The following is a 12,620-nucleotide window of genomic DNA, read 5'->3' on the forward strand; positions in this document are numbered from 1 at the left end:
TTATTGGTCGCGCATCCAGAGGCAATCCCCGTTGCCTACGGTTGGTTTCAGGCACTGCTTCTCCTTACCTTTGTGCTTCATCTTCTGGTAATGAATACCATGCTGGGAATTCGATGCACTGGGTGGCAGCCGCGCCATTTTCATCATCCTGGCCACTGGCCTGCTGCTGATCATCGGATTTTTTTTCACCACCAACATGACCCTCATGCAGCGGCCCGACACCTGGCCGCGATACTTTTCCAACCCGCGGGGGACCCTGCTGAACATGGCCGACCCCACCCTCTGGCCCCGGTATCTGCATTTTGTCGTGGCATCCATCGCCATTGCCGGCCTGGGCCAGGCCCTGTTGGCACACTGGCGCAGCTCCCGCACCGCAACCACTAGCGAAGCGGATGTGGTCCAGGGCCTGCGCTGGTTTTCCGCAGCCACGGCCGTGCAAATTTTCATTGGGTTCTGGTTTCTGATGGCGCTGCCAACCGATAAAATGCACTTGTTCCTCGGCAACCATGTCCTGGCCACCGCCTTACTCGGCATCGGGCTGTGCACATCCCTGGGCGCCTTGATTGCCGGCCTGCTTCAACGGGTCTGGATGGCCGCCGGAACAGCACTGACCACGGTGGTGGTCATGGTGCTGATGCGCGACATTCTGCGCCAGGCCTATCTGGCACCCTACTTCTCCCTGTCAGACCTTAAGGTCGTGGAACAATACAGCCCCATGCTGCTCTTTCTGGCGGCATTCGCGGGCGGTATCGGGGTCATCGTTTACATGTTGAAACTGGCCCTTGCCGCCGGAGAGGAAGGGTAACATGAACTATCCCGTATGGGCGCTCACCACGGCCGGCGGCGGTCTGCTCATCGCGCTGATGGCGGTTTTTCATGTTTATATCGCTCATTTTGCTGTCGGCGGCGGACTGTTCCTGGTCCTTTTGGAAAAAAAGGCCTATGCCCGGCAATCCGATGAACTGCTCGGCTACCTCAAGCGCCACGCCCGATTTTTCCTGCTGCTGACCATGGTTTTGGGCGGCATTACCGGCGTGGGAATCTGGTTTACCATTGCCCTGCTCAACCCCGCGGCCACCTCGAGCCTGATTCACACGTTCGTTTTCGGCTGGGCCACGGAATGGGTCTGTTTTGTCGGCGAAATCATCGCCCTTTTCATTTACTACTATACATTCGGGAAAATGCGGCCGGCCCAACACCTTCGCATCGGCTGGCTTTACTTTATCTTTGCCTGGCTTTCCCTGTTTCTGATCAAGGGCCAACCGGGGTTACTGAATTTTCCGGCCGCCATACACGGCTGGCACGCCAACTACCTGACCGATCGCGGCACCGAGGCCTGTTACCGGTGTCACCCGTCCCGCCCCGGCGGACCAACCCGCTGCCTGCGCGGCATTCATGCCGCAACAATGGACTGTACCCACTGTCATGGTACACTTGAGGATCATGCCTTGAGCCTGCTCAAGGGCGAAAAAATTGCCGGCAAACTTGGCGCCGAGCGGCTCATGCGTCATATAGAGCCGCGCATGGTCGCCACCCTGGATCAAATCAACGCCCGCACACCGTGGATCAACGAGCCGGACTGTCTGAACTGCCATGTGGATTTCAAACGTCCTGATCCGGCCACGGCCAATGCCTTCAACCAGTGGACCAGCGGTCCTGAAGCACTCTACCGCATACGCCACGACCAGACCAAAAGCATGATGTGCGAGGCCTGTCATGGATCGACCCACGCGGTATACCCGGCCACCAATATACTCGACGCGCAGCGGGACAACATCCAACCGCTGCAATACCAGGGAAACAATCGGTCCATCGGCCGCAAAAACTGCCGGCTGTGCCATACAAAAGCCCGGACCGGCGTCGGCCATCACCCGCTGCCGGCGACCGCCGGATTCTAATCAATCAATGGGCGGGTCAATGTAGACCCCGCCCACTTTCGATAATAATCATAATTTACGATATGGTTTTATTTACTTTTGTTCGACCATCCTTATTTTATTATATGAGTTAGATGTTCGAACGAACGGTGCCAGCAGGCCAATAAAATAGTAGTTATCTGCGTATGATCCAACCGAAACAAGGAAAAAGAGGGAGGATATAAAATGGCTGAAAAAAAATTTAAGCATGTGTGCGAGTGTAAGCACTGCGGTAATGAAGCGGAAATGGTAGTCACCTGTTCACTGGAAGATGAAAAAATCGTTGCATCCACCCCCAAAGTGGTTCCCAAGGGTCAGGGCAATACAACCGGCCATGCCGTGTGCAGCCATTGCGGCGGAGAAGCGGATATCTGGCTGGATGCCTAACGCGGTATCACCCCGCAATGATCTATTATAAAGGGAATGCAGCGGCCCCCCTTCACAACTGACTGTTGCCGGTCACCGGTCAGATGCATCAAACGGGATGCGGATATGATAAACGCCGGCCACCCGTTCCATGTGAAGGCCCAGGCCGCATTTTTTAAAAACCCTGACCATGGCGAAATTGGAGCTGAGCACGTCGGCCAGGAACCCTTTCAGCCCCCTTTGCTTTGCCTGGCCGATCAGCAGATTCAGCAGATAGCTGGAAATGCCCAGGTTCTGGTAGGGTTCGTCCACAATAAATGCCACCTCGGCCCACCCGCTATTGGGATCCACGAGATAGCGGGCTTCGGCAACGATCTTTTCTTCTTCGGGCCGGCCAACCAAGCCAACGATGGACATGACCAGGTTCCAGTCAACATTGACGTAGGTTTGCATGCGGGTATGCGGCATGGCCTTGAGTGAGTGAAAATATCGGTAGTAAACCCCCTCATCCGAAAACCGGTAAAACAACCGCCGCATTTCTTCCTCGTCGGACGGCCGGATAGGTCTGAAGCGAATCTCCAACCCGCCTTTAAACCGTTGGCGCACATTGATCTGCGACGGGTAGCGATGCACGCTTTCCGGCAGATAAATTTGATCCGGGTACAGAATCCGCTCGTCCTTGGCCGCTTTGACCAGATCGACCCGGTCATCGGGATGGGCGATTTCAATCAATGCCTGGGCCCGTTCACGAAGGGTGAGTCCCTTGAGGCGGGCCACCCCGTACTCGGTGACCACAAAATCCACCCCTTCTCTGAAATCGAACCTGTTTTTCAGCCCCTCGATGGAAACCGTAATATTGGCAACGCCCCGTTGGTTGCGGCTTGGCAGGCCGAAAATCGTCACCCCGCCCTCTGAAATCTGGGCCCCGCTAATAAAAGCGAGTACTTCCGCCGGCCCGGAGGCGATGTTGCCCAGGCCGCTGTGTAGTGCAATGCGGCCGGTAATATCCACGCGTCTGGCAGAAATGATGGCCACAAAATTTGGATTTCGGCCAATGCTCAGCGGATCGAAAACCTTGTCCACCGGCTGAAATTCAACGCACGGATTCTGATCCAGCCACTCGAGCAGTTGCGTTGAACCGCACGCATAGGAGGTAATGGATTTGCGTTTACGGTGCTGCTTGTAGCGATTGGTAACGGCGCCGCTTTTCACCAAATCCATCAGTGCATCACTGAAAAAGGGCGAGTGGATCCCCAGGTGCCGTTTATCGGTCAATGCCTTCCCAACGGCCTCGAACAGGGGGCCGATGGAAAAGGCAATACAGCTTTGATCCTCGACCAAGGAGGCAATATTGGCGGCAATGGTTTCAAAAACCGGATCGGCGGGTTGTCTTTCAAAAACCACCGGGGGAGCATCCGATTCCACCAGCATGTCAAATTCAGAAATATTGACAAACGTATCCCCCAAGGTACGTGGAATCTGCGAATTGATCTCCCCCACCACCAGATTGGCCTGCTCCATGGCCAACCGGGCGACATCCACGGACACGCCCAGGCTACTGTACCCATCTTTGTCCGGCGGTGTGATCTGCACGAAAACCGTGTCCACGCGGATCTTTTTCTTCTCCATCAGTCCGGGGATATGCGACAGGCAGCAGGGAATCAGGTCGACATGACCGGCGGCAATGGCTTCATCGGCGACCCAGCCGGAAAAAAAGGTTTTCAATCTGAATTTGTGACTCTGCAGGTTTTTCAGCGAGATGGCCTCGGCCAGGCTGACAATCTGAATCAGCTCAAGGTCTTGAAGATTGGCGTGGTGGGCCGCCATCAGATGTTTCACCAGTGTCCGCGGTTCGGCCGCGCCCGTGGAAAGAAAGACACGCATCCCCGGACGGATGCGTTCGATGACCCTGTCCGCAGACACCCGCTTCTCTTTCCATTGCATAACGTCTCCTAACGGTGATCTCCATTTGCAGATCGACTTTTCTCAACCCGTTCGTGGAGAATTTCTTAAGCGTTAAGTTTAATTTTTTTTCTGGGCAGAACAATTTCGAAGCGGCTGCCCTTTTCCGGCTGGCTGTGAACGGAAATGGTGCCGCCATGCTTTTCGATGATCTTGCGGGTCACATACAGCCCAAGGCCGGTCCCCCCCCTGCCCTTGGTGGAGTAAAACAGGTCGAAAATCGACCCCACTTTTTTGGGACTCATCCCCTCTCCGGTATCGGCAATCAGGAACGTCACCGCTTCCGCATCGGCTTGTACGTTGAAAATGATCCGGTGGTCGATGGGGGCGGTGCTTTGGATACAGGCCTCGATGGCGTTGTCGATGATATTGTAAAGGGCGGTGCGCATCAGATCGGCGTCAATCTCCATCTCTATCAACGCATCGGGAAAACTGGTTTCAAAGTGGATGTTGGCCCCCCGCACCTTCATCTCCACATTGGACGCCACATTCGCGGCAAAATGCATGATTTCCACGGGGACCGTATTGAGTTCCCGTTCCTTGGCATTATAGAGAATATCCGTCACCAGCTTGCGGATACGCTCGGCCATTAGTTTGATGGTATCCAGCCCCTCTTCGATCCGTCCGGGAATATCGCGGTAAAACCCTGAATCGATCAGGTAAAGGCCGGCATCCAGACCGGTCAGGCTGCCTTTCAGGTCGTGGGAAAGGGTGCTGACCATCAACCCCAGGTTGGCCAGATTCGCCTGCAGCTTTCGCAGTTGCGTCACGTCGGCAAAAATGGCCAGCACCTGAATCAGTTTGCCGGTCGGGCTTTTAATGGGCGCCGCCCAGGCCATGACATTGGTTTTGAGGCCCTCGTTGTTGGTGAGCACCATTTCGCCCTGTTGGGGCTCTCCAGTGCGCATGGTGCGGGTGATCGGATCCCGGTAGGCAGGAAAAATCCCGGGCCGGAAAACATCGAAAAAAAGCCGGCCGGAGTGCTCGCCAAAGACCTCCCGGAATCGCCGGTTCACGGCATTGATCCGAAAGCGCCGATCCAAGACCACGATGCTGGATGGCACGGCATTGAACAGCTGCTGGTAACGCTGTTGGGTATTGCGGCTTTCCTCGGCCAAGCGTTCGATTTCTTTGGTGCCGGCAAAAATTTCGATCACCAGATCGATGTTACCGTCATTATCATAGATCGGCGCCGTATGGACGGTGACCGGCACTTCGACACCGCTGGCATAGCGCACCAGGGCCCGCGTGGCCAGAACACTTTCTTTTCTGAAGGTTTGTCCCACCGGACAGCCCTCACGGGTACCCCGCCGTCCCGCGTAAATTCCCCAGCTCTCTTGGTACAGCCGGTTGCCCAGATAGCGCAGATAAGTCCCATTGGCGGCCAATACCGTCAGATCCTTGCCGTGGATGGAAACAAAATACGGCAGATCGTTGAAATAACGCACGCCGCCCTGGGCATCGCGGGTCACCTGACTGATGAACGCCGACATTTTCTCAACGATCTGGCGGACAGCTAAAAAACGCTCGGTTTCGATGATGCTGCGCACGCTGTCTTTGGCGCGGGATTCAAAGTTTTCGGCAAGGGAACGAATCCGGCGCTGAAGCCGAACGGTTTTTTCCATGCGCCGCAGCACGGCTTTGAGCATCAGTGGATCAACCGGCAGATCAAGAAACTCGTCGGCCTGGTCTGCAAAAGTGGTCATAGCGGTTTTCAGGTCACCGGCGCTCGTCACCAGAAACGGAATCGTTTGATCGCGAAGGCGAATGGCATCCATCATGTCCGGCACATCGGACATCTGGGCACTGGCAATCACCCAGGCCGGACGGATGGTCTCATATTCACGAAGCCCTTCAATAGCGTTGCGCGCGGATACCACACGGTACCCCAGGGTCACCAGGGCCGGCGCAATCGTACGTGTATAGGAAGCATTGTCAACGACCAGGATGGGCTGTTTAATCATACGTCGTCATTCGTTTTCATTTTGGAACTTAATAATCATCCCCAACCGACAGTTTTTCTATTTAATCCAATGCATAGTGAAGTACAATAATTTGCAATAAATGAACAAGGCGTTTTTTCGTGTCTTTTTTACCGGCACCCTTACAAAACGCTTACGAATCCGTCAACATAGGAATCAGGCTTATTGTACCGTATTGGAATGGCTTTGTTGATAATAAAAAAAGCCATCGTCCAGAAAAGATCATCATTTTCTGGACGATGGCAAAATGGGGCTGGAGTATAATGCAAACCAAAGTGAGGGGGATGGTAGGCGCTTGGCTACAACATTACTTCACGGCGGTTTCAGCGTTCTGAAATCCTTCATCGACAAATTTTTTAAAACTGGTGCGACCGGTTTTATAAGCCGACATCATCGTGTCATAGGACTTTCGGTACTCATTTGACGCCAGCCCTGTTTTGTCCAGGATCGTTTCGCCGAGCTTTTCTGCCTGATCCTGAAATTGAACAGACAAATCGAAGGCATTGTCAAAAAGCGTGTGATTGAATTTGATCATTCCCTGCAACACATTTTTTGCTTCCATTGAATCCTCCTTTTTTATTCAGTACTGTTTTGTTTAGTATTGGTCGACACAGTCTCGCTCAAAGGCGCCATCATTTCTTCATAAATGGCAAACCCCCGATCAACGAACGCGGTGTAGCGGTCACGTTCCTTTTTGATTAATGTACGCCAGTTTTCAATCAATTGGCGGTTCTCCTGGGGAACCCAGGCCTGATCCAACAATCGATCCATGGTACTTGATGTTTGCGTTTGGGCAAGCTGCCAAACGCTTTGGAAATTCTCAAAAGACTGTTTTTGAAAAGCAAGCACTTGTTGTGTGATTTTCTGCGGATTCATCAATGGTCCTCCTTTACTCCCTAATTTGTATTGATTTTGCATCGCGCCATTAATATTGGTTTCGACTGGTATTCACATTTTAGGACTTTTTATTGATTTGTCAATTTTATTTTTTTGCATTGCAGCATTTTCATCTAAAAGTGGACGGACACCACTATTGACGGGCGTGGTTGATACCGGTCCTGCATCGTTTTAAAGATTTTTGCTTGCATGATCAGGTTATTCGCGATAAGTTATATGTAAAGGTTTTGCTCTGTAGGTATTCCCTCATCTTTTTGATTTTGCCGTAGCCCTTCCTGAAGTAGTGGTACGTTGCAGAACCAATGCTGACAAGTTATCGAGTGTTAAAAACGATTATCCAATCGAATGGATTCGTTCTTTCTGTTTTTTGGAATACGATCATATCTCAAAGCGTAATTCGTTCCCCAGGCACCACCAAGCGCTAGCGTGATTAATTGAAAAGACACAATAAAGCCCATGCTTATGGGAGGTAAGCCATGGAAAAAAAAGACAAAATTCAAGAACACCAGAAAAATGGTACCGGTACTGAATCGGGTGAAAAGGATCGGCGCAAAAATCACCGGCGGACCCATGAGAGTCAAGGCTATGCCTATATAGAAATGGTAGGCTGGATGGATCGCCGAGAAAAATTGAGGCGAGATAGCGATCCAAACTGTTTTTAAAGGGCTACGGATTGTTCCCCCGGCGATCCCTTTCCCCTAATGGTTTGCCCTGAATTCAAGACCATCGTTTTTACAACGCAGTGTTCGATTACGTTTTTTTACAGATCAGCCTAATCATTGGCTAATATTTGTTGGTTGTAATGGCAGACAATATGTGAACCGCTTTCCTCGTTATATAAAAGCGTAATTGAACGCGCTGGATCAGCCCTGAGACAAACCTAAACGAAGCTGCGCAGCTGGTATGCTGCAGCTATGGATCAATGGAACCATTTTACTACGGCTGGCATGTCATTGTTATTCGGGCCCATCCAGTCTTTTCAAACAAGATGTAAATAAAAGTGCCTGATCCATCGATAGGATAACAAACACCTTTACAAGTGAGAAGACCCGGTCGGTCTTGATTTTGACCCAAAGGAGGATGAACATGCCCATTGCCGAAATGTTCTCTCGATCCGTCCCTTCTGTGGATGCATGGTTGGGAGATGGACTTTCCGCATTGCAAAATATCGTTTCCGCCAATCTTTCCTGCTTAACCGGAATGACCCGCTATACATCCAGTTTTTATCTGCCCTATCTGGCCGCTACCCATTATTTTCAGCAGGTAGAAGCAAAGCGTCTGGTAGAGGCCGACCCACTTGACAGCTTGAAAGCGTATTTGGGACTGATCGACAACAATATCGAACTGGCCTCACGTAGTCTCCGCGGCTGCAGCCAACTGATGGAAGCATATTTTCGCAGCGAAGCGGATGGCCTTAATGATGCATTGCAACAACAGCTTTTGGCAGGCGATACCACCAAACTGATGCAATTCATCTCCAGGCAGGCAAAATTGTTGGACCTGACCGTCAATGTCTACCCTGATGCCATTGATGCCGTGGGCCCCGAATATGGGTTCCATTTTGAAAGCGGCAATCACCCACTGGTGGACGAAACCGATCGATTCTACCTCTACCAGGTAGCCCCATCGCTTCCCGGGGTCACTATTAGAAAGGATGCCAAGCCGATTCTGATCATTCCCCCTTATGTGCTGGGCGCCAATATTTTGGGTTTTCTTCCCGGTGAACGACGCAGCTATGCCCATTGTTTTGCGAATCAAGGCTACCCCACGTATATCCGCGTCCTCAAACCGATCGAGACCACCCCGGCCTTGCAGGTGATGCGCGGGGAAGACGATACATTGGACACCCAACAGTTTTGCGCCACCATCCTCAAGTCCCATGGCAAGCCGGTTACCCTCAACGGTTATTGTCAGGGTGGATTTAATGCCTTGTGTACCATTTTAAGTGGCAAAGTAGACGATCTGATCGATGCCTTCATTACCTGCGTCTCCCCCATGGACGGCACGCGCAGCAAGGGACTGGCACACTTTTTGAGTCGTCTGCCAACACGCTTTAACGATCTATCCTATGGCACCAAACTTCTTCCCAACGGCAATCTTGTCGCCGATGGGAAGTTAATGGGGTGGGTGTACAAGCTCAAAAGCATCGAACATGAAATTCCTGCAGCGGCCTTTTTTCGGGATTTGATGATGTTCGCCCGTCAAAAAAACGGAACCCATCAAATCAGCAAAACCGCCGCCGCACTCAACTACTGGCTGCAAAACGAACGTAACGACCTCCCCCTGGCCATTACCCGTATTAGCTTCGATTCCTACAATATCCCGATCACCTCGGATGGGACCCTGCCGATTAAGCTGTTTGGCGGCAAACTCAATCTGAAACGCATCAGTGAGAAAAAAATTCCCTGGTTGATCTGCTATGGTCAGCATGACGATCTGGTTGAAAAGGAAACGGCACTGGCGCCACTTGACTATGTTGATGCGGAGTTGGCCGCTTTTCCCAAAGGCCATGTGGCCATCGCCACCTCATGGTCGCATCCGGAATCCAGCTGCGCCTTGCACACCCGCTTTGGCAATGAAAACTACCGCGGCCCGGTTCGCTTCCATATGGACCTGGATGCCGCAATGGATGATGCGGCCAAGCACCAGGCAGGCTCGTCCGCATCTGCTGGTGAAAAGGCGCCGATCAAACAGCCGGGCGATTCCACCGCCCCCACGCCATCCTCGGATGAAGATAAGCGATCCGCTGCATCATCAGCACCAGAGCCGAAACCCGAACCAAAGCCAGCCAAGAAGGCGGTCAAGGCAAAACCGGCAACCCAGAAAAAAAGCAAACCAACAGCCAAAAAGGCCGCCAAAAAGGCCAAACCCAAAGCATCGCGAACAATGAAAACCAAACCCAAAGCAGCACGGACAATGAAGGCCAAACCAACCGCTCGCACAAGGACAAAATAATCCTGCACGGCAGGCGGCGCGGTTGGCAAACGCCAACCATGAATGAATAATTCCCAGGAAAATCTGACAATAACCCATATTAACACTTAGCAAGCAGACCACGCCAATGAATGAAAAAACCGCCAATCCTTTTGACTTTTCCTCACAGATCGATACCTGGATGCAATCCATGGGAAATTTTTGGAGTGAAATGCAAAACCAGTCGACTACACAAACGAGCGAAGCCAACTCAAATCAGCAGGAAAACCAAACCAGCCATAAAACCAGGGACACCATTGCTGCCGCGATAAAAAACTGGCAGGCCTTTCTTCAGACCCTATCCACCCCTGAATCCATGCAGGCCTTCATTAAAAGCAGCGGCACCATGCCGGAAATGGTAGCCCAGCTGTCCAAAAGCTCCATGGACAATATAATGGACTATCATCAACGCCTCCTGCAACACTTCAGCCGTCTGGGCGAGTCGGTGGAAGCCTATCAATTTCAGGATATGGATGGAAATCCAAACCAGATGTGGAACGATGTTTATGAAAGTGAGTTTCGCCAGTTTTTTCAACTGCCCCAGTTAGGGTTGATGCGGCAGTACCAGGAAAGACTCAACCAAGCGGTAGACAAGTATCACCTGTTTCAATCCAAACTCTCTGAATACCTAAATTTACTGTCCATCCCCGTTACGCGTTCAGCCGGGGTCATGCAGGAAAAGCTAAGTGAGATGATGGAAAATGGTGAACTGCCCGATGATACCCACGTTTATTATAACCTCTGGATCAAGGTGCTGGAAGGGCATTTTATGACGCTTTTCCAGACCCCGGAATACGCAGAAACCCAGGCGTTGACACTCAATGCCCTGGCCGATTTTTCGACGGCCCGCGATGCTGTTCTCGAAGATGTCTTACAACTTTTACCAGTGGCGAAACAGACCGATCTGGATGATATGGCCCGTGAGCTCTATGAGTTGAAAAAACGGGTGAACCAACTTGAAAAAATACTGCACCAAACCGTCGACCAATAACCCTTTAGGTTGCATAAAATTATTACGGCTTCATCCGTGGCGCCTTGGCTCTGAAGCCCTCCAACTTTTGCAACGCTGGGGTAATTCGTCAGACGTTACCGTCAATGTTGGCCTTGTTGTCTGAAACACAATGGTTGCCATGTTACCCATCACGATTCGGTCGATTGAAATTGTGTCTGTTTAATGGGCAACCGTTAAAAAACTGATCATACAGGGGGAAGGTATGTCTCAACCCAAAATTCCAGTGGATTTGATTCTGTCCAAACTTGCGGACAATACCCAACAAGCTCAGACCCGCGCCCGCAAGGCATCCAAAGTTTTGTTAGATGATTTAGATACCGATTTGGCACCCACACCATTTGAAGTGGTCTACCAAGAAGACCGGGTCAAGCTGAAGCATTATGCGCCCCGGGTCAAAAAGCGCTACCGCACGCCGCTGTTGGTGGTCTATGCCCTGATCAATCGTGAAACCATGCTTGATCTGCAGCCGGGCCGCAGCGTCGTGGAACGGTTCCTGGACGCCGGCATCGATCTATACATGATCGACTGGGGGTATCCCACCCGTAAGGATCGCTTCCTCGGTTTTGATGACCACATCAACGGGTATATGGACAATGCCGTCGATTTTATCCGCCGGGCCACCCAGATGGAAAAAATCAACCTGATGGGGATTTGCATGGGGGGAACGTTCAGTGTAATCTACTCATCCCTTTATCCGGAAAAAATCAAAAATTTGGTGACCACGGTCACCCCCACCAGCTTCGATACCAAAAAGGGGCTGCTGCATGTATGGATGAAGTCACTTGATGTTGACCATGTGGTCAATACGTTCGGCAATCTATCGGCCGATATCATGAATCTTGGTTTTCTGCTGCTCAATCCCGCCCGGTTGATGATCGATAAATACGTCGGATTCTTTGAAAACATGGACAACAAAAAATTTGTTGAGAACTTCGTGCGCATGGAGAAATGGATTTTTGACAGTCCCGATTTGCCTGGAGAAGTATTCCGCCAGTTTATCAGAGACTGCTATCAGGGGAACAAACTCATTCACAACGAGCTGGTCGTTGGCGGCAGACGGGTCGACCTGAACAAGCTGACCATGCCGCTTTTGAATATCTATGGCAAATTCGATCACCTGGTTCCGCCTGAGGCATGCAATAAGCTGGTGAACCATGTGGGAAGCGATGACACGGAAGATATTTGCCTTGATACCGGCCATATCGGCATCTATGTCAGCTCAAAATGCCAGGAAGCCTTTGCTCCGAAAATCGCCACATGGCTTAAAAAGCGAGATGAACAGCCCGCGAAAAGTGAAACGCATTCCTCCGGCCAAAAGGACCCGCAGGACAATCCACCCGCAGCGCCAACCATCCAACACCAGCTAAAAGCGGATAGCGATGGCAATGACAATGACAATGACAATGTCGATCATAAAAACGCCGAATCAAAATCCGTCCGTCAAGTGGTCAACGGCTGACAAGCATACGCCCCCGCGTCCCACTCGTTCCCCCATGGGAAGCGGGGGCGACA

Annotated in this window: 12 protein-coding genes; 7 read left to right on the plus strand and 5 right to left on the minus strand. The window is 51.6% G+C overall.

All coding sequences use genetic code 11. The annotated features are described in order from the left end of the window. Nucleotides 1–267, minus strand: a complete 267-nt coding sequence (locus tag Dvar_RS37455; RefSeq protein ID WP_419658575.1) for a hypothetical protein — start codon at nucleotides 265–267, stop codon at nucleotides 1–3. Here Dvar_RS37455 and Dvar_RS37460 point away from each other — a divergent pair. The 3 genes from Dvar_RS37460 (at nucleotide 266) to Dvar_RS37470 (ending at nucleotide 2,303) form a co-directional block, all read left to right on the plus strand. Beyond that, a complete protein-coding gene (locus tag Dvar_RS37460) occupies nucleotides 266–805 on the plus strand; it encodes a hypothetical protein (RefSeq protein ID WP_419658576.1) in 540 nt (179 codons plus the stop codon). The two genes, Dvar_RS37455 and Dvar_RS37460, sit on opposite strands and share 2 nt — an antisense overlap. A 1-nt stretch (nucleotide 806) precedes the next feature. Continuing rightward, nucleotides 807–1,898, plus strand: a complete 1,092-nt coding sequence (locus tag Dvar_RS37465) for a cytochrome ubiquinol oxidase subunit I (protein ID WP_419658577.1) — start codon at nucleotides 807–809, stop codon at nucleotides 1,896–1,898. A 204-nt stretch (nucleotides 1,899–2,102) separates the two neighbouring features. Next, nucleotides 2,103–2,303 (plus strand): hypothetical protein, encoded by a 201-nt coding sequence (locus Dvar_RS37470; protein ID WP_419658578.1) that lies wholly within the window; start codon nucleotides 2,103–2,105, stop codon nucleotides 2,301–2,303. Between the two features lie 72 nt (nucleotides 2,304–2,375). On the opposite strand, the gene Dvar_RS37475 is transcribed toward Dvar_RS37470, so the two are convergent. From Dvar_RS37475 to Dvar_RS37490, 4 genes are all read right to left on the minus strand, one after another. After that, nucleotides 2,376–4,226: a GNAT family N-acetyltransferase gene (locus tag Dvar_RS37475; RefSeq protein ID WP_419658579.1), complete on the minus strand. Its 1,851-nt coding sequence runs from the start codon at nucleotides 4,224–4,226 to the stop codon at nucleotides 2,376–2,378. A gap of 65 nt (nucleotides 4,227–4,291) precedes the next feature. After that, complete coding sequence (locus tag Dvar_RS37480; RefSeq protein WP_419658580.1) at nucleotides 4,292–6,208, minus strand: ATP-binding protein; 1,917 nt, start codon at nucleotides 6,206–6,208, stop codon at nucleotides 4,292–4,294. Between the two features lie 325 nt (nucleotides 6,209–6,533). Further along, entirely contained in the window at nucleotides 6,534–6,788 is a 255-nt protein-coding gene (locus Dvar_RS37485; RefSeq protein ID WP_419658581.1) for a hypothetical protein, read from the minus strand. A 14-nt stretch (nucleotides 6,789–6,802) separates the two neighbouring features. Further along, nucleotides 6,803–7,102, minus strand: coding sequence for a hypothetical protein (locus tag Dvar_RS37490; RefSeq protein WP_419658582.1), 300 nt, complete (start codon nucleotides 7,100–7,102; stop codon nucleotides 6,803–6,805). Between the two features lie 497 nt (nucleotides 7,103–7,599). On the opposite strand from Dvar_RS37490, the gene Dvar_RS37495 reads away from it, so the two are divergent. The 4 genes from Dvar_RS37495 to phaC all read left to right on the plus strand — a co-directional run bounded on the left by Dvar_RS37495 (nucleotide 7,600) and on the right by phaC (nucleotide 12,567). Beyond that, on the plus strand, nucleotides 7,600–7,785 hold the full coding sequence (locus Dvar_RS37495) for a hypothetical protein (RefSeq protein WP_419658583.1): 186 nt from the start codon (nucleotides 7,600–7,602) through the stop codon (nucleotides 7,783–7,785). Nucleotides 7,786–8,209: 424 nt separating this feature from the next. Next, complete coding sequence (locus Dvar_RS37500; protein ID WP_419658584.1) at nucleotides 8,210–10,078, plus strand: metal transporter; 1,869 nt, start codon at nucleotides 8,210–8,212, stop codon at nucleotides 10,076–10,078. A gap of 106 nt (nucleotides 10,079–10,184) precedes the next feature. Continuing rightward, nucleotides 10,185–11,087 carry a poly(R)-hydroxyalkanoic acid synthase subunit PhaE gene (locus tag Dvar_RS37505; protein WP_419658585.1) on the plus strand — a complete coding sequence of 301 codons (903 nt, stop codon included), beginning with the start codon at nucleotides 10,185–10,187 and terminating at the stop codon, nucleotides 11,085–11,087. 223 nt (nucleotides 11,088–11,310) lie between these two features. Continuing rightward, on the plus strand, nucleotides 11,311–12,567 hold the full coding sequence (phaC, locus tag Dvar_RS37510; protein WP_419658586.1) for a class III poly(R)-hydroxyalkanoic acid synthase subunit PhaC: 1,257 nt from the start codon (nucleotides 11,311–11,313) through the stop codon (nucleotides 12,565–12,567). Nucleotides 12,568–12,620: the final 53 nt, after the last annotated feature.

Origin of the sequence: Desulfosarcina variabilis str. Montpellier (assembly GCF_048565275.1) — a bacterium.
In the GTDB taxonomy this organism is placed as follows: Bacteria; Desulfobacterota; Desulfobacteria; order Desulfobacterales; family Desulfosarcinaceae; genus Desulfosarcina; species Desulfosarcina variabilis.

What these genes read in the sequence shown, in the direction of transcription:
- Dvar_RS37485 (WP_419658581.1), bottom strand. Translation starts at nt 6,788, where the DNA reads ATGGAAGCAAAAAATGTGTTGCAGGGAATGATCAAATTCAATCACACG.
- phaC (WP_419658586.1), top strand. Translation starts at nt 11,311, where the DNA reads ATGTCTCAACCCAAAATTCCAGTGGATTTGATTCTGTCCAAACTTGCG.
- Dvar_RS37455 (WP_419658575.1), bottom strand. Translation starts at nt 267, where the DNA reads ATGTTCAGCAGGGTCCCCCGCGGGTTGGAAAAGTATCGCGGCCAGGTG.
- Dvar_RS37490 (WP_419658582.1), bottom strand. Translation starts at nt 7,102, where the DNA reads ATGAATCCGCAGAAAATCACACAACAAGTGCTTGCTTTTCAAAAACAG.
- Dvar_RS37475 (WP_419658579.1), bottom strand. Translation starts at nt 4,226, where the DNA reads ATGCAATGGAAAGAGAAGCGGGTGTCTGCGGACAGGGTCATCGAACGC.
- Dvar_RS37505 (WP_419658585.1), top strand. Translation starts at nt 10,185, where the DNA reads ATGAATGAAAAAACCGCCAATCCTTTTGACTTTTCCTCACAGATCGAT.
- Dvar_RS37495 (WP_419658583.1), top strand. Translation starts at nt 7,600, where the DNA reads ATGGAAAAAAAAGACAAAATTCAAGAACACCAGAAAAATGGTACCGGT.
- Dvar_RS37480 (WP_419658580.1), bottom strand. Translation starts at nt 6,208, where the DNA reads ATGATTAAACAGCCCATCCTGGTCGTTGACAATGCTTCCTATACACGT.
- Dvar_RS37500 (WP_419658584.1), top strand. Translation starts at nt 8,210, where the DNA reads ATGCCCATTGCCGAAATGTTCTCTCGATCCGTCCCTTCTGTGGATGCA.
- Dvar_RS37460 (WP_419658576.1), top strand. Translation starts at nt 266, where the DNA reads ATGGCCGACCCCACCCTCTGGCCCCGGTATCTGCATTTTGTCGTGGCA.
- Dvar_RS37465 (WP_419658577.1), top strand. Translation starts at nt 807, where the DNA reads ATGAACTATCCCGTATGGGCGCTCACCACGGCCGGCGGCGGTCTGCTC.
- Dvar_RS37470 (WP_419658578.1), top strand. Translation starts at nt 2,103, where the DNA reads ATGGCTGAAAAAAAATTTAAGCATGTGTGCGAGTGTAAGCACTGCGGT.